This window comes from Streptococcus hillyeri (assembly GCF_003686955.1).
GTDB lineage: Bacteria > Bacillota > Bacilli > Lactobacillales > Streptococcaceae > Streptococcus > Streptococcus hillyeri.
Genome location: NZ_RCVM01000006.1, coordinates 1 through 21,670 on the forward strand (window position 1 = coordinate 1; position 21,670 = coordinate 21,670).

At 40.7% G+C, this 21,670-nt stretch carries 20 protein-coding genes and 1 pseudogene; 14 read left to right on the plus strand and 7 right to left on the minus strand.

Going from position 1 to position 21,670, the window contains the following annotated elements:
• Nucleotides 1-225: 225 nt before the first annotated feature.
• Nucleotides 226-1,680: a glutamate--tRNA ligase gene (gene gltX / locus EAF07_RS04215; RefSeq protein ID WP_121835047.1), complete on the plus strand. Its 1,455-nt coding sequence runs from the start codon at nt 226-228 to the stop codon at nt 1,678-1,680.
• Between the two features lie 75 nt (nt 1,681-1,755).
• Nucleotides 1,756-3,297, plus strand: coding sequence for an AMP-binding protein (locus EAF07_RS04220; RefSeq protein ID WP_121835048.1), 1,542 nt, complete (start codon nt 1,756-1,758; stop codon nt 3,295-3,297).
• 115 nt (nt 3,298-3,412) lie between these two features.
• Here the strand turns inward: EAF07_RS04220 and EAF07_RS04225 are convergent, their stop codons facing one another.
• The 5 genes and pseudogenes from EAF07_RS04225 to tgt form a co-directional block, all read right to left on the minus strand.
• The gene (locus EAF07_RS04225) at nt 3,413-3,955 is read right to left on the minus strand and encodes a biotin transporter BioY (RefSeq protein ID WP_121835049.1); all 543 of its coding nucleotides are present in this window, start codon (nt 3,953-3,955) and stop codon (nt 3,413-3,415) included.
• A gap of 4 nt (nt 3,956-3,959) precedes the next feature.
• Entirely contained in the window at nt 3,960-4,265 is a 306-nt protein-coding gene (locus EAF07_RS04230; RefSeq protein ID WP_121835050.1) for a CHY zinc finger protein, read from the minus strand.
• Nucleotides 4,266-4,371: 106 nt separating this feature from the next.
• Nucleotides 4,372-4,999, minus strand: a pseudogene (locus EAF07_RS04235) (uridine kinase family protein).
• A gap of 9 nt (nt 5,000-5,008) precedes the next feature.
• On the minus strand, nt 5,009-5,485 hold the full coding sequence (locus EAF07_RS04240) for an NUDIX hydrolase (RefSeq protein ID WP_121835051.1): 477 nt from the start codon (nt 5,483-5,485) through the stop codon (nt 5,009-5,011).
• Nucleotides 5,486-5,558: 73 nt separating this feature from the next.
• Nucleotides 5,559-6,701 (minus strand): tRNA guanosine(34) transglycosylase Tgt, encoded by a 1,143-nt coding sequence (gene tgt, locus EAF07_RS04245; protein WP_121835052.1) that lies wholly within the window; start codon nt 6,699-6,701, stop codon nt 5,559-5,561.
• 187 nt (nt 6,702-6,888) lie between these two features.
• Between tgt and EAF07_RS04250 the strand changes: the two genes are divergently transcribed.
• The 5 genes from EAF07_RS04250 to glnA all read left to right on the plus strand — a co-directional run bounded on the left by EAF07_RS04250 (nt 6,889) and on the right by glnA (nt 11,731).
• On the plus strand, nt 6,889-8,085 hold the full coding sequence (locus tag EAF07_RS04250; RefSeq protein ID WP_121835053.1) for a phosphoglycerate kinase: 1,197 nt from the start codon (nt 6,889-6,891) through the stop codon (nt 8,083-8,085).
• A gap of 652 nt (nt 8,086-8,737) precedes the next feature.
• On the plus strand, nt 8,738-9,232 hold the full coding sequence (locus EAF07_RS10595; RefSeq protein ID WP_121835054.1) for a hypothetical protein: 495 nt from the start codon (nt 8,738-8,740) through the stop codon (nt 9,230-9,232).
• Nucleotides 9,233-9,378: 146 nt separating this feature from the next.
• Nucleotides 9,379-9,897 carry an FUSC family protein gene (locus EAF07_RS04260; protein ID WP_121835055.1) on the plus strand — a complete coding sequence of 173 codons (519 nt, stop codon included), beginning with the start codon at nt 9,379-9,381 and terminating at the stop codon, nt 9,895-9,897.
• An 86-nt stretch (nt 9,898-9,983) separates the two neighbouring features.
• Nucleotides 9,984-10,352 carry a MerR family transcriptional regulator gene (locus tag EAF07_RS04265; RefSeq protein ID WP_121835056.1) on the plus strand — a complete coding sequence of 123 codons (369 nt, stop codon included), beginning with the start codon at nt 9,984-9,986 and terminating at the stop codon, nt 10,350-10,352.
• Nucleotides 10,353-10,384: 32 nt separating this feature from the next.
• Nucleotides 10,385-11,731: a type I glutamate--ammonia ligase gene (gene glnA, locus EAF07_RS04270; protein ID WP_121835057.1), complete on the plus strand. Its 1,347-nt coding sequence runs from the start codon at nt 10,385-10,387 to the stop codon at nt 11,729-11,731.
• A 517-nt stretch (nt 11,732-12,248) separates the two neighbouring features.
• On the opposite strand, the gene rnjA is transcribed toward glnA, so the two are convergent.
• Both rnjA and EAF07_RS04280 read right to left on the minus strand, forming a co-directional pair.
• Nucleotides 12,249-13,928, minus strand: a complete 1,680-nt coding sequence (gene rnjA / locus EAF07_RS04275; protein WP_121835058.1) for a ribonuclease J1 — start codon at nt 13,926-13,928, stop codon at nt 12,249-12,251.
• 1 nt (nt 13,929) lies between these two features.
• Nucleotides 13,930-14,160, minus strand: coding sequence for a DNA-dependent RNA polymerase subunit epsilon (locus EAF07_RS04280; protein ID WP_121835059.1), 231 nt, complete (start codon nt 14,158-14,160; stop codon nt 13,930-13,932).
• 233 nt (nt 14,161-14,393) lie between these two features.
• Here EAF07_RS04280 and tsaB point away from each other — a divergent pair, with 233 nt between their 5' ends.
• From tsaB to gap, 7 genes are all read left to right on the plus strand, one after another.
• Nucleotides 14,394-15,074, plus strand: a complete 681-nt coding sequence (tsaB, locus tag EAF07_RS04285) for a tRNA (adenosine(37)-N6)-threonylcarbamoyltransferase complex dimerization subunit type 1 TsaB (protein ID WP_121835060.1) — start codon at nt 14,394-14,396, stop codon at nt 15,072-15,074.
• A 1-nt stretch (nt 15,075) separates the two neighbouring features.
• Nucleotides 15,076-15,483, plus strand: a complete 408-nt coding sequence (gene rimI, locus EAF07_RS04290) for a ribosomal protein S18-alanine N-acetyltransferase (protein ID WP_121835061.1) — start codon at nt 15,076-15,078, stop codon at nt 15,481-15,483.
• A gap of 34 nt (nt 15,484-15,517) precedes the next feature.
• Nucleotides 15,518-16,525, plus strand: coding sequence for a tRNA (adenosine(37)-N6)-threonylcarbamoyltransferase complex transferase subunit TsaD (gene tsaD, locus EAF07_RS04295; RefSeq protein ID WP_121835062.1), 1,008 nt, complete (start codon nt 15,518-15,520; stop codon nt 16,523-16,525).
• A 202-nt stretch (nt 16,526-16,727) separates the two neighbouring features.
• Nucleotides 16,728-17,147 carry a 30S ribosomal protein S12 gene (gene rpsL, locus EAF07_RS04305; protein ID WP_121835063.1) on the plus strand — a complete coding sequence of 140 codons (420 nt, stop codon included), beginning with the start codon at nt 16,728-16,730 and terminating at the stop codon, nt 17,145-17,147.
• Nucleotides 17,148-17,165: 18 nt separating this feature from the next.
• Nucleotides 17,166-17,636, plus strand: coding sequence for a 30S ribosomal protein S7 (gene rpsG, locus EAF07_RS04310; protein WP_121835064.1), 471 nt, complete (start codon nt 17,166-17,168; stop codon nt 17,634-17,636).
• A gap of 295 nt (nt 17,637-17,931) precedes the next feature.
• Entirely contained in the window at nt 17,932-20,010 is a 2,079-nt protein-coding gene (gene fusA / locus EAF07_RS04315) for an elongation factor G (protein WP_121835065.1), read from the plus strand.
• A gap of 578 nt (nt 20,011-20,588) precedes the next feature.
• Nucleotides 20,589-21,599 carry a type I glyceraldehyde-3-phosphate dehydrogenase gene (gap, locus tag EAF07_RS04320; protein WP_121835066.1) on the plus strand — a complete coding sequence of 337 codons (1,011 nt, stop codon included), beginning with the start codon at nt 20,589-20,591 and terminating at the stop codon, nt 21,597-21,599.
• The last annotated feature ends 71 nt before the right edge of the window (nt 21,600-21,670 follow it).

The window sequence follows — 21,670 nt, forward strand, 5'->3', positions numbered from 1 at the left end:
TTATATTTTGTCATAGTAAGGACTCATTTCTAACACAAACGTCTCAGACTTAATTCCACCATAAAAATCCGTTTTAGACTAATTTCCACTTCGAAAGCTAAAGTGGAAATTACTTTGGGAAATTACCTTTCCATGTTTCAAATGCGTTTTCTATATAAAATAATTCACCCAAAGTGTCGGAATATGCTATAATATTAAAGATTGAAAACTATACAGGAGAAAACAATGTCTAACGAAATTCGTGTACGTTATGCCCCAAGTCCAACTGGACTATTGCACATCGGGAATGCCCGTACTGCCCTTTTTAACTACCTTTATGCGCGTCATCATGGCGGAACTTTCCTTATTCGTATTGAGGATACGGACCGTAAGCGCCATGTTGAAGATGGTGAGCGTTCGCAACTTGAAAACCTACGCTGGTTAGGGATTGATTGGGATGAAAGTCCAGAAACGCATGAAAACTATCGCCAGTCAGAACGCTTGGAGCTTTATCAAAAATATATTGACCAACTCTTAGCAGAAGGCAAGGCTTACAAGTCTTATGTGACAGAAGAAGAATTAGCCGCTGAGCGTGAGCGCCAAGAGGCAGCAGGTGAAACACCGCGCTATATCAATGAATACCTTGGCATGTCTGAAGAAGAAAAAGCAGCCTACATCGCAGAGCGTGAGGCAGCAGGTGTGATTCCAACAGTTCGTTTGGCTGTCAATGAAGCTGGTATCTACAAATGGAATGACATGGTCAAAGGTGAAATCACTTTTGAGGGGGGCAATATCGGTGGTGACTGGGTTATCCAGAAAAAAGATGGTTACCCAACTTATAACTTTGCTGTGGTGATCGATGACCATGACATGCGTATTTCACACGTTATCCGTGGTGATGACCATATTGCTAACACGCCAAAACAATTGATGGTGTACGAAGCTCTTGGTTGGGAAGCGCCAGAATTTGGTCACATGACCCTCATCATCAATTCTGAGACAGGTAAAAAACTCTCAAAACGTGACACTAATACGCTTCAATTTATCGAAGATTATCGCAAAAAAGGTTACCTTCCGGAAGCGGTCTTCAACTTCATTGCCCTTCTTGGATGGAACCCAGGTGGTGAAGATGAGATTTTCTCTCGTGAGCAATTGATTGAGCTCTTTGATGAAAATCGTTTGTCTAAATCACCAGCAGCTTTCGACCAGAAGAAATTGGATTGGATGAGCAATGACTACCTTAAAAATGCTGATTTTGAAACGGTATTTGCCCTTTGTAAACCCTTCTTAGAAGCAGCAGGTCGCTTGACAGACAAGGCTGAAAAATTAGTTGAACTTTATAAACCACAATTGAAATCAGCAGATGAAATTGTTGGTTTGACAGATCTCTTCTTCGCTGATTTCCCAGAATTAACTGAGGCAGAAAAAGAAGTGATGGCAGGTGAGACTGTTCCAACAGTTCTTGAAGCCTTTAAAGCTAAATTAGAAGCTCTATCTGACGAGGAATTTGTAACAGAAAATATCTTCCCACAAATCAAAGCTGTTCAAAAAGAAACAGGCATCAAAGGGAAAAACCTCTTCATGCCAATCCGTATTGCGGTTTCAGGAGAAATGCACGGTCCAGAATTGCCAGATACAATTTTCTTGCTTGGTCGTGAAAAAGCGATTAAACATTTGGATAACATGCTAAACAGCTTATAATCTTAGAAACTCACCTAGAAAACTGGGTGAGTTTTTGCTATAATTGTGAAAAAAGTATAAAGAAAGCGTACTCTAATGACAGAATTATTTCCTTATCGTTCCATGAATTTGTATCAAAATTATCTAGAAGCTAGTCAGGCTTATCCTGATTGTGAAATCATTTTTGATCAACCTGCAATAGCTTTTCCTGAATTGGGGACAGAAACGACTTATCTTGCCAGTCATGATGCCATCGTTAGGCGTGCAAAACAGCTGGCGCACCTTGGAATTAAAAAATCAGATAAGGTGATTATTTTTAAAGGTCAGGCTTTTGACACTTATATGTTGGCTGTTGCAGTCACTTACCTTGGTGCGGTGCCGGTTATGGTTTCTTATCACTTTAACAGCCAAGTTATTTCAGTCTTTGCGGATCGTCTAGAAAATCCCTTTATCATTTTTGATGATGTGACGGCAGCTGTTGTGGCTGAGGTTGAAAACATTTCTGATGTTCATAAGATTTCAATTGAGAAACTGTTAACAACTGATGCTCTTGAAGTATCTTTCAGTCCGCTTCCAGATGATCAGATTGCTTATATCACACATACTTCTGGGACGACTGGAATTCCTAAATTAATTTGTCACTCGGCAAATACTATGGGCTGGCGTACAAAATATCAAAAAACCATCCTAAATCATATGCCAGAACGCCGTATTGTTGGTTTTCAAATTTCACCGGTACATTCACGTTTTAATATCGGAATGTCCTCTTTGATGATTATGGGCTTCCCGCTTCTTCCTTTGGCAAATACTGACCGCGAAACAGTTGAACGTCTCTTTCTCAAGTACCAGCCCCAAGCTGTTGAAACTCACCCAAATCATTTTGTACAGTGGGCAACAATCGCACGTGAACATCCAGCAGTTTTTGCAAAGACAAATTATTATCACTCAACTTTTGATGCCATTAACAACGCGACCATGTTGGCTTTTCTAGAAGCGTCTGACAATGCGCAAGCCATTTTCCTTCAAATCTACGGTCAAAGTGAGTGTGGACCAATGATTTTAAAACCTCATACAAGAGAAAGTTTGAAACATTCAAATGCCCGTGATATGGGTGTTGGCTTGGGAGAATTGACCAAAGCGCGCATTACTGATGACAAGGGAAATTCTTTGCCGGTTGGTCAGGATGGGCACATCCAACTCTTTTCAAGAGGGCGTGCGCTGACCTATTTCAAAGAAGACCAGCGTTTCCAAGATAATGTTTATGGAGACTGGTGGGATAGTGGCGACTATGGCTGTATGGATGAAGATGGCCATCTTTTCCTTAAGGACAGACAGGTTGACCTCATTGATAAAATAGATAGTAACCTCGCACTTGAAGATATGTTACTGGATAAACTGACTTTCTTAGCAGAGGTTGTACTGGTTCGTGATCAACATGGTAAACCTCAGCCCTTTATTGCTTTGGAAAAAGGCAGAGCAATGGATATGGATGCTTGGTGGCAGGCAGTATCAGAACTTCCGTTCTTGAATGCACCGATTCTTCTTGATTATGACGAGCTACCACGTACGGCAACCATGAAAATCCAACGATTACAATTAGAAAAAGACTTAAAAGAAGGAAAATACCAAGTTAGTTAATAGTAAAAAGGCACTCGGTTAACAAACCGGTGCCTTTAATGATTATATCGTCGAATGAATGAGTTGCAAGTACGGCAAGTTGAAAGCAGAGATGTATTACAACAAATTCAAGTGATTATGAATTGCTATTTTTGACAACGTGGCTGTATTTCACAGCAACAAGCGTTGCGACAATTGCTTTTAGGGTGTCTCCTGGGATGAAAGCTAGGTTTGCCCAGAGTGCAGCATCCAGGGTCATTTCAGTCATATGCGCCAGCCAGATTGCTCCCAAAACATCAACGAATAAAACCCCACCAAGACAAATAATAACAAATGTTAGAATGGGATTCTTAGTGGGAAGTTTTGACAATCCAGTTCCGATTAAAAGTGGGACACCAATCCAAGAGACGACATAACCTGCTGTTGGCCCCATAAGGACTGGAATAGTATTGCTGCCGCCAGAGAAAGCAGGAATGATCGTCCCCAAGAGGAGAAAGAGTAAGACAGAGAGAGTACCGCGTTTGGCACCTAATAGAACCCCTGCTAACATAATAGCAAGGTTTTGTAGGACAATAGGTACTGGAATGAACCCTAATGGAATACCAGGAATATTACCCAGAATGATGATTAGAGTAGCCATCATTGCGATGTAAACTAGATCTCTTACTTTGGTTGACATAAAACTAAACTCCTTTAAAATAAATAGAATAATGTGCTTTACAATTTGGATTAAAAGGATGATGACAGTTGGGGCAACTACCGGTTTGATAGTCTATAAAATCTAAATAAGTCATACAGTTACCGCACAGAATTGGCTTGCCACTAGTGACATTGGAAGCTTGAAAATGATGATTTTCCAAACTATCATGGCAATGATAACAAGCGTAGTAATGTTGACAAGTAGCACACTTTAATGCCACTATATCACAGGATGTATGATAATGACGACAACGCCCAGCTGAATCTAAATCAAGTCCTTTAATCTCCATAAGTCATAGTTTAAAGGTTTTTATCTTCCGTGTCAACCTAATTTTAAATATCGGTTAACAAAAACAAAAAGAAAACCTCTGAAAAATGATGCATACAGAGGTAATGTTAGTTTTTGGATATAACTATTGTCTGTTGTTCGATTTGCGACATGATAATATCCGCAGAGTCTTCGTGGGATTTGTAATAAGTTTCATACTGTTGGCGCCTGGCAAGATGTGCTTGTAAGACAAAGTCAGTTTGTCGGCCTCGGACTTTGGTGTCACGTTCGAGACGGCGATTTAGCTCAGTCTCTTCGTCTGTTACCAGTGCGATGCTCAAGTCAAAAAGTGTCTTATTCTAAAAAGCCGGCAGACATTCCCTCGATAATGAGAATAGGTTTACTGCCTTTAAGGATACGGCTAGGCGCCCAAGGTTCATCAATGGTTAAGATGTCCATCCCCATTTGTAAGGCTGTGATGTCTCTTTTTAGGCTATTAAGCTCGTGAGATATAGGCATGCTAGCTGTCACTTTTTGATTGGGAAAGGCTTTTGGAGAAACCAGCTGCCTGAGTTCTCCGTTGATGATATAGGGATCTGTTTCAAGAAGATTTACCTTATCGCTAGGCAGTATCTCCAGCAATTTCTTAGCAAAAGTGGACTTACCTGCTCCGCCATGTCCGAAAATACGGACAGTGTGCCTTTGACCATCAGAAAGGTAGTTATGGAGATAATCTAGTAGTTCTATTTTGGTCATAAGTACCTCCTAGTTTCCTAGTTGGAAGATTTGGGCAAAATACTCATCCAAAATCAGTTGGTGTTGGGTATTAACGATAGTGATCTGCTTGGTTTCTTCCTGAGTAAAAAAGCGGAGCTCTAAGGTTTCTTGGTTTGAAAAGGTGCTAATGTCGTAAGGTTCCTTGGCTTCAACCTCATAAACAATTCCGACTGTCTGAGCGACATCGCCATTGGGGTAAGAATCTTCAAAATTCGTATAGACATTGAGCAGGCGTTTGGGAATAATAGCAATACCAGATTCCTCTTTAAATTCCCTAATTAACGTATCGACGGAACTTTCACCTAGCTCCATACAGCCACCAAGAAGTCCCCAAGTGCCCTTGTCCCCACGCTTTTGCAGCAAAATAGCTCCGCAGTTATCCGTGAGAATACCAGCCGCAAAGGTTAGGAAAATCTTATCGTGTCCAACTTTGGAGCGAATGTATGAAATATAGTCTTGAGTCATGAAAGCCTCCTGTAGTAGTGATGACAGTGTGTTAAAAAACGTTTGAGACAAGCAGTGCCCCAAACGTCGTTGTTTAGAAATTACGGTTTGAACGGTTATAGCCGTATTTCTCCATGAAATCTTGACGGAATTCAAGAAGGTTATCGTCCATGATAGCTTGACGAACCTTTTTCATCAAGTTAACCAAGAAGTAGAGGTTGTGGTAACTTGTCAAACGGATACCGAAGGTTTCGTCGGCTTTCAACAAGTGACGGATATAAGCGCGTGTGTAGTTTTTGCAAGTGTAGCAATCGCATTCTGGATCAAGTGGCGTGAAATCCTCTGCAAATTGAGCATTTTTGATCACAAGGCGACCGAATGAGGTCATACAAGTACCATTACGAGCAATACGCGTTGGTAAGACACAGTCAAACATGTCAACACCACGGATAACACCATCAATCAAACTATCTGGTGCCCCAACTCCCATCAAATAACGCGGTTTATTTTCAGGAAGTAGTGGTGTGGTGAAGTCAAGAACGGCATTCATTTCGTCGTGCGTTTCGCCAACAGCAAGTCCCCCAATAGAGTAACCTGGGAAGTCCATGCTGACAAGGTCAGCAGCTGACTGGCGACGAAGGTCTTCAAAGCCGGCTCCCTGAACGATACCAAATAAGCCTTGATCGTGTGGACGACGGTGTGCCTTAAGGCCTCGCTCAGCCCAGCGACTGGTACGCTCAATTGATTTTTTGACGTAGTCGTAAGGTTGGTAGAATTGAGGGCACTCGTCAAAACTCATCATGATATCAGAACCAAGGTTGTTTTGAATAGAGATCGCTTTCTCTGGAGAGAGGAACATTTTTGAGCCGTTTAGATGATTTTTAAAGGTTACCCCTTCTTCAGTAATATTTCTGCTATCAGCAAGTGAGTAGACTTGGAAACCACCACTATCTGTTAGGATGGCTTGGTCCCAGTTCATGAATTTGTGTAATCCGCCAGCTTGGGCAATCAATTCATCCCCAGGGCGCAGCCAAAGGTGATAGGTGTTTGAAAGGATAATACCTGATCCCATTTCTTTCAATTCCTCGGGGCTCTGCGTTTTAACCGTGGCTTGTGTCCCAACAGGCATGAACATTGGCGTAGGGAAGGTACCGTGTGGGGTGATGATTTCACCAAGTCTAGCACCCGTGTGCTTTTCCGTCTTAATGAGACGGTACTTAATAGGATAATCTGTCATTTTTTCCTCGCTTTCAAGAAATACAGTCTTGTGCAATTTAGTGCTTATCTATTCTACCAAAAAGACAGGGGTTTGTCAGTTATCATCAGAAGAAATGAAAAAGCGAGAAACTGTGGCAGAATGTTAGCAGTTTTGAACATTTTGTGATATAATGAACGAGTAAACTAAAAATTTAAGGAGCTTACTAATGGCTAAATTGACTGTTAAAGACGTAGAACTTAAAGGTAAAAAAGTTCTTGTCCGTGTTGACTTTAACGTGCCTTTGAAAGATGGTGTTATCACAAACGATAACCGTATCTCTGCGGCACTTCCAACAATCAAATACATCATCGAACAAGGTGGTCGTGCAATCCTCTTCTCACACCTTGGACGTGTGAAAGAAGAAGCTGATAAAGCTGGTAAATCACTTGCACCAGTAGCTGCTGATTTGGCTGCTAAACTTGGTCAAGAGGTTGCTTTCCCAGGAGCTACTCGTGGTGCTGAATTAGAAGCAGCTATCGACGCTCTTGAAGATGGGCAAGTTCTCTTGGTTGAAAACACTCGTTTTGAAGATGTTGACGGCAAAAAAGAATCTAAAAATGACGAAGAGCTTGGTAAATACTGGGCATCACTTGGTGATGGTATCTTCGTAAACGATGCATTCGGTACTGCTCACCGTGCGCACGCATCAAACGTTGGTATCTCAGCAAACGTTGAAAAAGCAGTTGCTGGTTTCCTTCTTGAAAACGAAATTGCTTACATCCAAGAAGCTGTTGAAACTCCAGAACGTCCATTCGTGGCTATCCTTGGTGGTTCAAAAGTTTCAGATAAAATCGGTGTTATCGAAAACCTTCTTGAAAAAGCTGATAAAGTCCTTATCGGTGGTGGTATGACTTACACCTTCTACAAAGCACAAGGTATCGAAATCGCTAACTCACTTGTTGAAGAAGACAAATTGGATGTTGCGAAAGCACTTCTTGAAAAAGCAAATGGTAAACTTGTCCTGCCAGTTGACTCAAAAGAAGCTGACTCATTCGCAGGTTACACAACTGTTCGCGATACTGAAGGTGAAGCTGTTTCTGAAGGCTTCCTTGGTCTTGACATCGGTCCAAAATCTATCGCTAAATTTGACGAAGCATTGACTGGTGCAAAAACAGTTGTATGGAACGGTCCTATGGGTGTCTTTGAAAACCCAGACTTCCAAGCTGGTACAATCGGTGTGATGGATGCTATCGTTAAACAACCAGGCGTGAAATCAATCATCGGTGGTGGTGACTCAGCAGCAGCTGCTATCAACCTTGGTCGTGCAGACAAATTCTCATGGATTAGTACGGGCGGAGGCGCAAGTATGGAATTGTTAGAGGGTAAAGTTTTACCAGGTCTTTCTGCATTGACAGAAAAATAGGCCTTGAAGGCTAGAAAAAAGAGACGCAGGTCTCTTTTTTCTGTACATCGCGTAGAGTTTCTACGAAGCAGTGCGAGTTAGAAAATCTAGCAAGGTATAAAGTTCTCCCTGGACTTGCAGCATTAACTGAAAAATAGGCGGTAAGTCAGAAATCTTTGATTTCGTAGACGCACCCCCGCAAGGCTGAATAGGTTGGTCACAAATGAAATGAAGTGAACTGCTATTCAGCTACTGCGTTCAAAAATGAAGGCTAGAGGTTGGGCAAGACTCAAATTTCCGCCTTGCTGTTAAAAATTGAACAAAATAAAATGGCTTAGAATCAACGTTTTTTGACGACGTTACTCTAAGTCATTTGCTATTTTTAGACTTTTTGCCCAGCCTCTGTGCATGGCGTAGAGTTTCTGTGACGCGTAGCGAACTAGAAAATCTGGCAAGGTGTAAAGTATTACCAGATTGGCAGATCTTGCTGAAAAATAGGAGATTTAAAGAGGGGTTACGGCCTCTCTTTGTTTATACAATTATGTTATACTGATGGCAAGACGTGCTATTTCTAATTTATCTATTCTGTATTGCAATAAAAATATAAGACTAGTAATATTTGAGCGCTATAAAAATAATAACTGTTTACAACAAAGAGAAAAGAGATTTGAGTATGTTGATTATTAACTATTTTATTCTTGCGGTGATGGTGTCTTTAATTCTTTGGATGCTAAAAGGAAGTCGACAGATATTTCAATTGACCGGTGTCTTTGAGAGGATAATGTTCTGTGTATCTTTTGTTTTAATCAGTTATAGCGTTGGTTTTGTTACTAGCTATTGGCTTTCAACGATGTTTCTAGTTATTGTATTGGTTACCTTTGGAATGGCTCTCTTACAGTGGATATTACCTTATTACAGTTTGAATTTGTGGAATCATCGTGCTTTAAATCTGTGCCAAACTTTTTTTCACTTAGTTTCATTTTTTTGTATTTGCTACCTTTTTGTCATTATTATGACTTTTGAAGATAAAGTCAATGTAGATGGATATAATCATTTGGTTGTTAACCAACTTGCAAAGCAAATTGCTCAGGTGGCAATAACACTCTTTCTGATTATTCAATTGCTACGGTTTATCTATGTGATGTTCTTTTTAAAGAAGAAAAATTAATGCTGTGCAGGGCGTGTGTTTGTGCAAGGAGAAAAAATATGAAATGTCTGTATCAATAATTTTGGGATGTTTTGAGAAAGAGGTTGAATTTATTTTATCTAACATATTTATCCCAAAAATCTTCTCGTTCATGTTAAAATAATCTTATGTTTAAAAATTATCGTTTTGACCCTAAAAAGTTTCGTTTGGGGATGAGGACTTTGAAAACAGGAATATCAGTTTTTTTAGTTATTTTACTGTTTCAATTTTTAGGTTGGGAAGGGACAAATATCGCGGCCCTGACGGCAGTTTTCAGCCTACGTGAGGATTTTGGGCAGAGTTTACACTTTGGAAGTTCTCGTATTTTGGGAAATACCATCGGAGGTCTTTATGCGGTGGCTTTCTTTGTTGTGTCTCAAATTCTTCATGGACAATCGTGGGTTTTCTTGATTTTTGTGCCTATTTGTACCATGCTGACGATTATGACCAATGTGGCAATGAATAATAAATCAGGGATTATTGGTGGTGTATCTGCTCTTTTGATTATTACCTTGTCCACTCCATCTGGTGGCCCGATTCAGTATGCAATTGTCAGGGTCTTTGAAACCTTTATCGGTGTTTTTATTGCAATTTTGGTCAATGCAGATGTTGACAAAATACGAACTTTAATCCAGAAAAGAAAATAATTCAAAATGATGTCACAAAATGTGACATAAATACTTGACAGACATTTTTTTAACCCCTATAATGTAAGAGTAACAGGAGTATTTTTGTGAAAGAAAAAGAACTAAGGCGAACGTTAGCAGTGTTTCCTATTGGAACCGTTATGAAATTAACGGATTTAACGGCGAGGCAAATTCGCTATTATGAAGATCAAGGTTTAATTTTGCCTGAACGTACTGAAGGTAATCGGCGCATGTATTCATTAAATGACATGGATCGTCTCTTAGAGATTAAGGATTTCTTGTCTGAAGGACTTAACATGGCGGCGATTAAGCGTGAGTACGAGGCTAGAAAAACTAAGAGTCAACAGAAAAAAGCTCTAACAGACGCTGATGTTCGACGACTTTTACAGGATGAACTTCGTACTCAAGCGGGATTCGGAGCTCCTAGTACGCAATTTGGTGGTATGCGCCTATAGCGCATCAAGATTTATTAAAATGGAGAATTTAAATGACAATCACAGCAGCTGACATCCGTCGTGAAGTCAAAGAGAAAAATGTCACCTTCCTTCGTTTGATGTTTTCAGATATTCTTGGAGTAATGAAAAACGTCGAAATTCCTGCGACTGAAGAGCAGTTGGAAAAAGTGTTATCAAACAAAGCCATGTTTGATGGTTCCTCAATTGAAGGGTTTGTCCGTATTAACGAATCAGACATGTATCTTTACCCTGATTTAGATACTTGGACAGTTTTTCCTTGGGGAGATGAAAATGGGGCTGTTGCAGGTCTGATTTGTGACATCTATACAGCTGAAGGTGAGCCATTTGCTGGGGATCCTCGTGGAAATCTTAAAAAGGCTTTGCGTCACATGGAAAAAGTAGGCTACAAGTCATTTAACCTTGGACCAGAACCAGAATTTTTCCTTTTCAAATTGGACGAACAAGGAAATCCAACCCTTGAAGTTAATGATAAAGGTGGCTATTTTGACCTTGCTCCGACTGACTTGGCAGATAATACGCGTCGTGAAATCGTGAATGTCTTGACGCAAATGGGCTTTGAAGTGGAAGCGAGCCACCATGAAGTGGCGGTTGGTCAGCACGAGATTGATTTCAAATATGCAGATGTCTTAAAAGCCTGTGATAACATCCAAATTTTCAAGCTCGTTGTTAAAACCATTGCTCGTAAACATGGGCTCTATGCGACCTTTATGGCGAAACCGAAATATGGTATTGCAGGTAGTGGGATGCACTGTAACATGTCTCTCTTTAATGATAAAGGAGAGAATGCCTTCTTTGATCCAGAAGATCCACGCGGAATGCAATTGTCAGAGGATGCTTATTATTTCCTAGGTGGTTTGATGAAACACGCCTACAACTATACGGCTATCATTAATCCAACTGTAAACTCATATAAGCGTTTGGTTCCAGGCTTTGAAGCGCCAGTTTACATTGCATGGGCTGGTCGTAACCGTTCACCGCTGATTCGTGTTCCAGCTTCACGTGGAATGGGAACGCGTTTGGAGCTTCGTTCGGTTGACCCAATGGCTAATCCCTATCTTGCCCTTGCGGTTCTCTTAGAGGCTGGACTTGATGGTATTGAAAATAAAATTGAAGCACCAGCTCCGATTGAAACAAATATTTATGCGATGTCTGCTGAAGAGCGTAGAGAAGCAGGTATTATTGATTTACCTTCTACGTTACACAATGCACTTAAAGCTTTACAAGAAGATGATGTTGTGAGAGCAGCTCTTGGTGATCATATTTACTACAACTTCCTAGAAGCTAAACGTATAGAATGGGCATCATACGCAACCTTTGTTTCACAATGGGAAATTGATAATTACCTTGATATTTATTAATGCTCATTCAAAATCAAAATTAGCATTTTAGAATCTCTAATATCATTGAGAGCGTAGCGAGAAAAAATGTCTCTTTCGTTATAGTGGTATTCTTATTAGTGAAACTGTCCAGTGGACAGCTGCAGCCCAAGCTTAGAAATCAAAGAGCGAGGGCAATTGGCTTGATAAGAACGGATTTTTGGGAGAACTACAGAAATTGAAAGTCAATTTCGTAGTAGTTCCCCGCAAGGATGATTAGGTTGGACGCTGTTGAGTAGTCAACAAGTACATCCAATCATCTACTGAGAAAAGTAGGTTCAAATCTAGCAATGAAACTCCAAAGGAGGTTTTTGATGTTGACTTTGTCAACTCTATTTCCCACCTCAAAAGATCTCCCAGACCTTTGGAGCGTCCGCACTTTTAAGAAAGAAACAAAAAGTAATTTTTGAATTTGGTTAAGTATAAAAAATAAAAGCTCTCTATGACGGAGAGCTTTTTGAGCGTGAAAAAACCGAGTTCGTAAGAACTCGGAAATAGTCTATTCATCGGGTGTTAAAATCATCGGAATGATAATTGGTTCACGCTCTGTTTTTTCGTACAGGAATGGACGGAGAGCATTGACCGCAGCGCCACTAACGGTTTGAACGCTAGCGTCTTTATTCTTAAGTGCGATACGAATAGCATTAAATAGCACGCGTTGGCTCTCGCGGATAAGGTCGCCAGATTCACGCATGTAAATAAAGCCGCGACTGAGAATATCTGGACCAGCCAATATCATTTTTGAATTGAAATCAACGGTAGCAACTGCTAGTACGACACCATCGTCAGATAAATCTTTACGGTCACGAAGGACTGCAGCGCCGATTTCACCGATACGGTTTCCGTCTACATAAACGTCTTGCGCGTTGAATTTTCCAGCCATACGAGCTGAATCTTTAGTCAGAGCAAGTACGTCACCATTTTCCATGATGAAAATATTTTCTTTAGGAACGCCGGTATCAACTGCTAGTCCGGCATGGACTTTTTGCATGCGGTATTCACCGTGTACTGGCATAAAGAATTTTGGCTTCATCAGGCGGAGCATGAGTTTTTGTTCTTGTTGTCCACCGTGTCCAGAAGTATGGATGTTATTGATTTTACCGTGAATAACTTCGACACCAGCTTCTTGAATGGTGTTGATGAGTTTGTTAACGCTAGTTGTGTTTCCTGGAATTGGACTTGATGAGAAAATAACGGTATCACCTGGTTGCAAGGTCACTTGACGGTGCATACCGTTAGCAATACGTGCTAGCGCAGCCATGGATTCCCCTTGAGAACCTGTACACATAATGAGGATTTCACTAGCGTGGTAGTTTTTCATCTCGCTAGGGTCAATGATTGTACCTTTTGGGACTTTGATGTAGCCAAGCTCAACACCGTTGATGATGGCTTTTTCCATAGAGCGACCAAAGACAACAATTTTACGCCCGGTTTTAACAGCAGCTTCTGCAGCCTGTTGGAGACGGAAAATATTTGAAGCGAAGGAAGCGAAAATGATACGTCCATCAATACCTTCGATAATTTTCATGATTGATTGCCCAACGACTTTTTCAGAATTGGTAAAAGTTGGCACCTCAGCATTTGTAGAGTCTGACAACAGACAGAGGACACCTGACTCACCAAGTGCTGCCATGCGGTGTAAATCAGCTGGTTCCCCTACAGGAGTGAAGTCAAATTTGAAATCTCCCGTACAAACTACCTTACCCTGAGGAGTGTGGATAACAATACCTAGTGGTTCTGGGATTGAGTGAGTTGTGCGGAAAAAGGTTACGCTGAGATTTTTAAAGGTTAACTCAGTGTTGTGATTGATTTCGTGAAGAGTCGCATCTCGAAGTAAGCCGTGTTCTTCCAGTTTACCTTTAATTAATGCAAGAGCAAGTGGTCCAGCGTAAATTGGGACATTAGCTTGCTTGAGCAAGAATGGGATACCGCCGATATGGTCTTCGTGCCCGTGAGTAATCACCAAGGCTTTAACACGGTTTAAGTTTTCAACGATGTAAGAGTAGTCTGGGATAACGTAGTCGATGCCAAGTAAATCATCTTCTGGGAATTTAATACCAGCATCTACGATAATAATCTCGTTTTGATATTCAATACCGTAAGTATTTTTTCCGATTTCACCTAAACCACCAATCGCATAAACCCCAACCTCATGTGGTTTTAGATTGATATTAGACATATTAAAGCTCCGTTAAGTTGAATACGCCAGTTTCTTTTTCGTAGGCAAGTGATTTATCATCCAAGAGTTGGATGTGCTCAATATTATAAGCAGTTTTTTCTTCAACTAGCTTACGGGCTTTGATGCGTCCTTCCAGTTCTGTTTGAGCATCAATCTCTAAATAGAGAGATTTAGTCGTCTCACGACGAGGGCTACGGTTTTTGGTTTCTTGATAAAATACTTTATAAATCATTAGATTTCCTTTCTTTTGAGCGGGCTGACTGTGCAAAAAGCCTTCCAAAACTAGCCTTGTTTTGAATGATTTTTATGTTAAGATCAGTCTAATCAATTTTTACCCGAGTTTACAATTATTATAATTATATCATAAAGTCTGTTTTGAGTAAAAAAATCAATTGAAAATCTTTGCAAAGGTTCGTATTTGTGATTTATGGTATAATTGAAAAAGATTATATCAAAGGAAGAACAATGAAAGTATTAGCATTTGATACCTCAAGTACAGCATTATCGGTCGCTCTTTTAAATGGCGACAAGGTAATGGCAGAACAAACACTTAATATCAAAAAAAATCATAGCATTAGCTTGATGCCAACAATTGATTTTCTGATGAAGCAACTTGATTGGGTGCCAACTGACTTGGATCGTATTGCCGTTGCACAAGGACCAGGATCTTACACTGGGCTTCGTGTGTCTGTAGCAACGGCAAAGACAATGGCTTACACACTTGATATTGATTTGGTCGGTGTGTCAAGTCTACAAGCGCTGTGCCCCAAAATAGAAGGCTTAGTAGTTCCTGTAATGGATGCTCGTCGGAATAACGTTTATGCTGGTTTTTATGAAAATGGCAGAGCAGTACAACAAGATTGTCACATCAATTTTACAACACTTTTAGATCAGCTAAAAGATATGGCTCAAGTGACTTTTGTTGGTGAAGTGGAAGCATTTCGAAGCCAAATTGTTGAAGCTCTGCCAAATGCGAGTATTCAACCGACCTTGCCATCGGCTACGACGATTGGAAAAATTGGTCAATCTTTATCGCCAGTTTCAGCGCATGCTTTTGTCCCAGAATATCTGAAAAAAGTAGAAGCAGAGGAAAATTGGCTTAAAACGAATCAAGAAGTTGAGACAACTTATATTAAGCGAGTGTAAGATGAGAGATAGGGCAAGTGAAATTTTCGAGGTTTTAACAGACGTCTATGGAACTTCTCCTTGGAATCTCGAACAGATTATTACTGACTTAGAACAGGAAAATACGGATTATTTTTTTGAATACATGAACGGTCAGCTTGGCGGTTTTTTATCTATTCAAAATCTAGTTGGAGAGCTAGAAATTACCAATATTGCAGTGCGAAAAGAATATCAAGGTCAAGGAGTTGCAAAACGCTTGATGGAACAGTTGGACGAACGTTCTGAAACTGTTTTTTTGGAAGTGAGAGAAAGTAATTTACCCGCGCAGGCTTTGTATCAGAAATACCATTTTGAAATGATTGGACGTCGTAAAGAGTATTATCACAATCCGATTGAAGATGCGATTTTAATGAGAAGAGAAAGGAAATAACGAGGGAATCTGAGAGATTCTTCTTGCTTAAATTATGACAGATAGATATATTTTAGCCATTGAGTCCTCTTGTGATGAGACGAGTGTGGCAATTGTCAAAAATGATAAAGAATTATTAACCAATATTATTGCCAGTCAGGTTGAGAGTCATAAACGGTTTGGTGGTGTGGTACCTGAAGTTGCCAGCCGTCATCATGTTGAAGTGATTACAACTTGTATTGCGGATGCTTTGACAGAGGCAGGTATCGAACCCAAAGACTTGTCGGCGGTGGCGGTAACCTATGGTCCAGGGTTGGTAGGAGCTCTCTTGGTTGGTATGGCTGCGGCAAAGGCTTTTGCGTGGGCTCACAATCTCCCGCTAATCCCTGTTAATCACATGGCAGGGCATCTGATGGCTGCGAATCAGACGCAGGAACTCCAATATCCCTTGATGGCGCTTTTGGTCAGTGGTGGCCACACGGAGTTGGTTTACGTGGAAAAAGCTGGCGCATATGAAATTGTCGGTGAAACCAGAGATGATGCAGTTGGTGAGGCCTATGACAAGGTCGGCCGTGTTATGGGCTTGACCTATCCAGCAGGTCGTGAAATCGATGAGTTGGCACACAAAGGTCAAGATGTTTACAATTTCCCACGAGCAATGATTAAAGAAGATCACCTAGAATTTTCGTTTTCTGGTCTGAAATCAGCTTTTATCAATCTCCATCATAATGCTGCTCAAAAAGGAGAAACGTTAGTAACAGAAGATTTATGTGCCTCTTTTCAAGAAGCAGTGCTAGACATTTTATTGGCAAAAACGAAAAAAGCTTTAGAACGTTATCCTGTTAGGCAGTTGGTTGTTGCAGGCGGTGTGGCGGCTAATCGAGGACTTAGAGAGCGATTGGCGAAAGAAATTACTGATATCGATGTCGTTATTCCTCCGCTTCGTCTCTGTGGTGATAATGCAGGAATGATTGCCTTAGCAAGCGTTGTTGAATATGAAAACGGACATTTTGCTGACTTATCTCTTAACGCCAAACCAAGCCTTGCTTTTCCCACAAAATAAAGCGAAATAAAATGATTTTCTAAGAAAAAATAGTTGACTTAAAGTACCGTATTTGATATTATATTAGACGGTACTTTTTACTTTTGGTCTCTCAAAAGTGTACAGAGACGTGCTGACAAATGTTGCAAAAGTACACACAGGATTGAGGTTGTCACCAAACGCTCTTTCCAACCAGAATTAAAAAAACACAGGAGAAATGTAGATGCCTACTATCAACCAATTGGTACGTAAACCACGTCAATCAAAAGTTGAAAAATCTAAATCACCAGCACTTAACGTTGGTTACAACAGTCACCGTAAAGTTCAAACAAACGTTTCTGCACCACAAAAACGTGGTGTTGCAACACGTGTTGGAACAATGACACCTAAAAAACCTAACTCAGCCCTTCGTAAATTTGCCCGTGTACGTTTGAGCAACCTTATCGAAGTTACTGCATACATCCCAGGTATCGGACACAACTTGCAAGAGCACAGTGTTGTTCTTATCCGTGGTGGACGTGTAAAAGACCTTCCAGGGGTACGTTACCACATCGTTCGTGGTGCACTTGATACTGCAGGTGTTGCTGATCGTAAACAAAGCCGTTCTAAATACGGTGCTAAACGCCCTAAAGGCGCTAAATAAGGAAGGGAGATAAGATAAATGAGTCGTAAAAACCGTGCTCCAAAACGTGAAGTTTTGCCAGATCCATTATATAATTCTAAACTTGTAACACGTCTTATCAACCGTGTTATGCTTGACGGTAAACGTGGTACTGCTGCGTCAATCGTTTACGGTGCTTTTGAAACAATCAAAGAAGCTACTGGTAATGATGCAAACGAAGTATTCGAAACAGCTATGGAAAACATCATGCCTGTTCTTGAAGTTCGCGCTCGTCGTGTCGGTGGTTCTAACTACCAAGTCCCAGTTGAAGTTCGTCCAGAGCGTCGTACAACTTTAGGTCTTCGTTGGTTGGTAAACGCATCACGTGCACGTGGTGAACACACTATGCAAGATCGTCTTGCAAAAGAAATCATGGATGCTGCTAACAACACAGGTGCATCAGTTAAGAAACGTGAAGATACTCACAAAATGGCTGAAGCTAACCGTGCGTTTGCTCACTTCCGTTGGTAAGATAGGATATTTTAGCGTTAAACAAATACTAGCCAAAATAGGGAAATTGACGCAGGAATCTCAGTTTCTAGGAAATTTTATCTTCTTGGCAGACATTTGTAGCTAAAATTCAACTAAGAACAGGATGCGAGGGCGTCAAGAAAAGTCTAGGAAGATTTATCTTTTTGACCGTTCGCTCTCAAGTCGAGTTCAATTTAACGCATAAACGTTAAAACGGGTGGGCCTCTGCCTATCCGTTTTTGTTAAAATATGCTATAATAAAACGTAAACAAATTTTTATAGGAGAAATAACCTAATGGCACGCGAATTTTCACTTGCAAAAACTCGTAACATCGGTATCATGGCTCACGTCGATGCCGGTAAAACAACAACAACAGAGCGTATCCTTTACTACACTGGTAAAATCCACAAAATCGGTGAAACTCACGAAGGTGCATCACAAATGGACTGGATGGAGCAAGAGCAAGAACGTGGTATCACAATCACTTCTGCTGCGACAACAGCACAATGGGATGGTCACCGCGTTAACATCATCGATACCCCAGGACACGTTGACTTTACAATCGAAGTTCAACGTTCACTCCGCGTACTTGATGGTGCGGTAACAGTTCTTGACTCACAATCAGGTGTTGAGCCACAAACTGAAACAGTATGGCGTCAAGCGACTGAATACGGTGTTCCACGTATCGTATTTGCTAACAAAATGGACAAAATCGGTGCTGACTTCCTTTACTCAGTAAGCACACTTCATGACCGTCTTCAAGCTAACGCTCATCCAATTCAATTGCCAATCGGTTCAGAAGATGACTTCCGTGGAATCATCGACTTGATCAAAATGAAAGCTGAAATCTATACTAATGACCTTGGTACAGATATCCTTGAAGAAGATATTCCAGCTGAATATGTTGATCAAGCAAATGAATACCGTGAAAAATTGGTTGAAGCAGTTGCTGAAACTGATGAAGAATTGATGATGAAATACCTCGAAGGTGAAGAAATCACTAACGAAGAATTGAAAGCTGGTATCCGTAAAGCGACTATCAACGTTGAATTCTTCCCAGTACTTTGTGGTTCAGCCTTCAAAAACAAAGGTGTTCAATTGATGCTTGATGCAGTTATTGACTACCTTCCAAGCCCAATTGATATCCCTGCAATCAAAGGTATCAACCCAGATACAGACGAAGAAGAAACTCGTCCAGCATCTGACGAAGAGCCATTTGCAGCCCTTGCCTTCAAGATCATGACTGACCCATTCGTAGGTCGTTTGACATTCTTCCGTGTGTACTCAGGTGTTCTTAACTCTGGTTCATACGTATTGAACACATCTAAAGGTAAACGTGAGCGTATCGGACGTATCCTTCAAATGCACGCAAACAGCCGTCAAGAAATTGAAACTGTTTACGCTGGTGATATCGCCGCTGCAGTTGGATTGAAAGATACAACAACTGGTGACTCATTGACTGATGAGAAAGCGAAAGTTATCCTTGAGTCAATCAACGTTCCAGAACCAGTTATCCAATTGATGGTTGAGCCTAAATCTAAAGCTGACCAAGACAAGATGGGTGTTGCCCTTCAAAAACTTGCTGAAGAAGATCCAACATTCCGCGTTGAAACTAACGTTGAAACTGGTGAAACAGTTATCTCAGGTATGGGTGAACTTCACCTTGACGTCCTTGTTGACCGTATGCGTCGTGAGTTCAAAGTTGAAGCTAACGTAGGTGCTCCTCAAGTATCTTACCGTGAAACATTCCGTGCATCAACTCAAGCTCGTGGATTCTTCAAACGCCAATCTGGTGGTAAAGGTCAATTCGGTGATGTTTGGATCGAATTTACACCAAATGAAGAAGGTAAAGGATTCGAGTTCGAGAACGCTATCGTCGGTGGTGTGGTTCCACGTGAATTCATCCCAGCGGTTGAAAAAGGTTTGATCGAATCTATGGCAAACGGTGTTCTTGCTGGTTACCCAATGGTTGACGTTAAAGCTAAACTTTACGATGGTTCATACCACGATGTCGACTCATCTGAAACTGCCTTCAAGATCGCTGCTTCACTTGCTCTTAAAGAAGCTGCTAAATCAGCACAACCAGCTATCCTTGAGCCAATGATGCTTGTTACAATCACAGCACCAGAAGATAATCTTGGTGATGTTATGGGGCACGTGACAGCTCGTCGTGGACGTGTTGACGGTATGGAAGCTCGTGGTAACACACAAGTTGTACGTGCTTACGTTCCGCTTGCTGAAATGTTTGGTTACGCAACAGTTCTTCGTTCTGCAACTCAAGGACGTGGTACATTCATGATGGTATTTGACCACTATGAAGATGTTCCTAAGTCAGTTCAAGAAGAAATCATTAAGAAAAACAAAGGAGAATAATTCTCCAAAGCGCCTGCCTAGTGTAGGTGCTTTTTTGTGGTTGTAGCTTTAGAGATTATTAGAAGGTCTCTGTCAAAAATAATACTCATCCAAAATCAAAATTAGCAGTTTAAGTCAAATCAAGAACCAATAAATGGATTGATTTTCCAGAGCTTCTTCCGCCATAGTGGTATTCTTATTAATGAAACTGTCCAGTGGACAGTTTCAGCCTGAGCTTAGAAGTTAAAGTCAATTAGTTTTTATTTAGTATTTTTGTTAGCACTTCTCCTAATGTGGTGTGGGGCGCTCAAAAGGTCTCCCAGACCTTTTGAGCGTCCGCACTTTTAAGAAAGAAACAAAAAGTAATTTTTTATTTTTGTTAAGTATAAAGTGAGAATAAATGAATTTTTTATGTTGTGAAAAGACTAACAAAAAAAGCAGAGGAAAGCGGTTTAAGAATTTGCATTTTCTTCTTATAAGTTATATAATAGATATGTTGAAAGTTGCTTGTACCTTTTCAAGTTAAGCTTTTCACAATTGCTAAAGGGGTAACCCTTAATAAAAATATTTACTTGATTTTCATAAGGAGGAAATCACACATGGTAGTTAAAGTTGGTATTAACGGTTTCGGACGTATTGGTCGTCTTGCTTTCCGTCGTATCCAAAACGTTGAAGGTGTTGAAGTTACTCGTATCAATGACCTTACAGATCCAAACATGCTTGCTCACTTGTTGAAATACGATACAACTCAAGGTCGTTTCGACGGTACAGTTGAAGTTAAAGATGGTGGATTTGAAGTTAACGGTAAATTCGTTAAAGTTTCTGCTGAACGCGAACCAGCTAACATTGACTGGGCTGCTGACGGTGTAGAAATCGTTCTTGAAGCTACTGGTTTCTTTGCTTCTAAAGAAAAAGCTGAGCAACACATCCATGCAAATGGTGCTAAAAAAGTTGTTATCACAGCTCCTGGTGGAAACGACGTTAAAACTGTTGTTTTCAACACTAACCACGACATTCTTGACGGTACTGAAACAGTTATCTCAGGTGCTTCATGTACTACAAACTGTCTTGCACCAATGGCTAAAGCTCTTCACGACAACTTTGGTGTACAAAAAGGTCTTATGACAACAATCCACGGTTACACTGGTGACCAAATGGTTCTTGACGGACCACACCGTGGTGGTGACCTTCGTCGTGCTCGCGCTGCTGCAGCTAACATCGTACCTAACTCAACAGGTGCTGCTAAAGCTATCGGTCTTGTAATCCCAGAACTTAACGGTAAACTTGACGGTGCTGCACAACGTGTTCCAGTTCCAACAGGTTCTGTAACTGAATTGGTTGCAACTCTTGACAAAAAAGTTACTGCTGAAGAAGTTAACGCTGCTATGAAAGCTGCTTCAAACGAATCATTTGGTTACACTGAAGACCAAATCGTTTCTTCAGATATCGTAGGTATCTCATTTGGTTCATTGTTCGACGCAACTCAAACTAAAGTTCTTGAAGTTGATGGTGAGCAATTGGTTAAAGTTGTTTCATGGTACGACAACGAAATGTCATACACTTCACAACTTGTACGTACTCTTGAGTACTTCGCAAAAATCGCTAAATAATTAGTGTGAAAAGAACCTTAGGGTTCTTTTCTTTTGTAATAAAATGTTATCGTTTTCAAAAAATGATACCT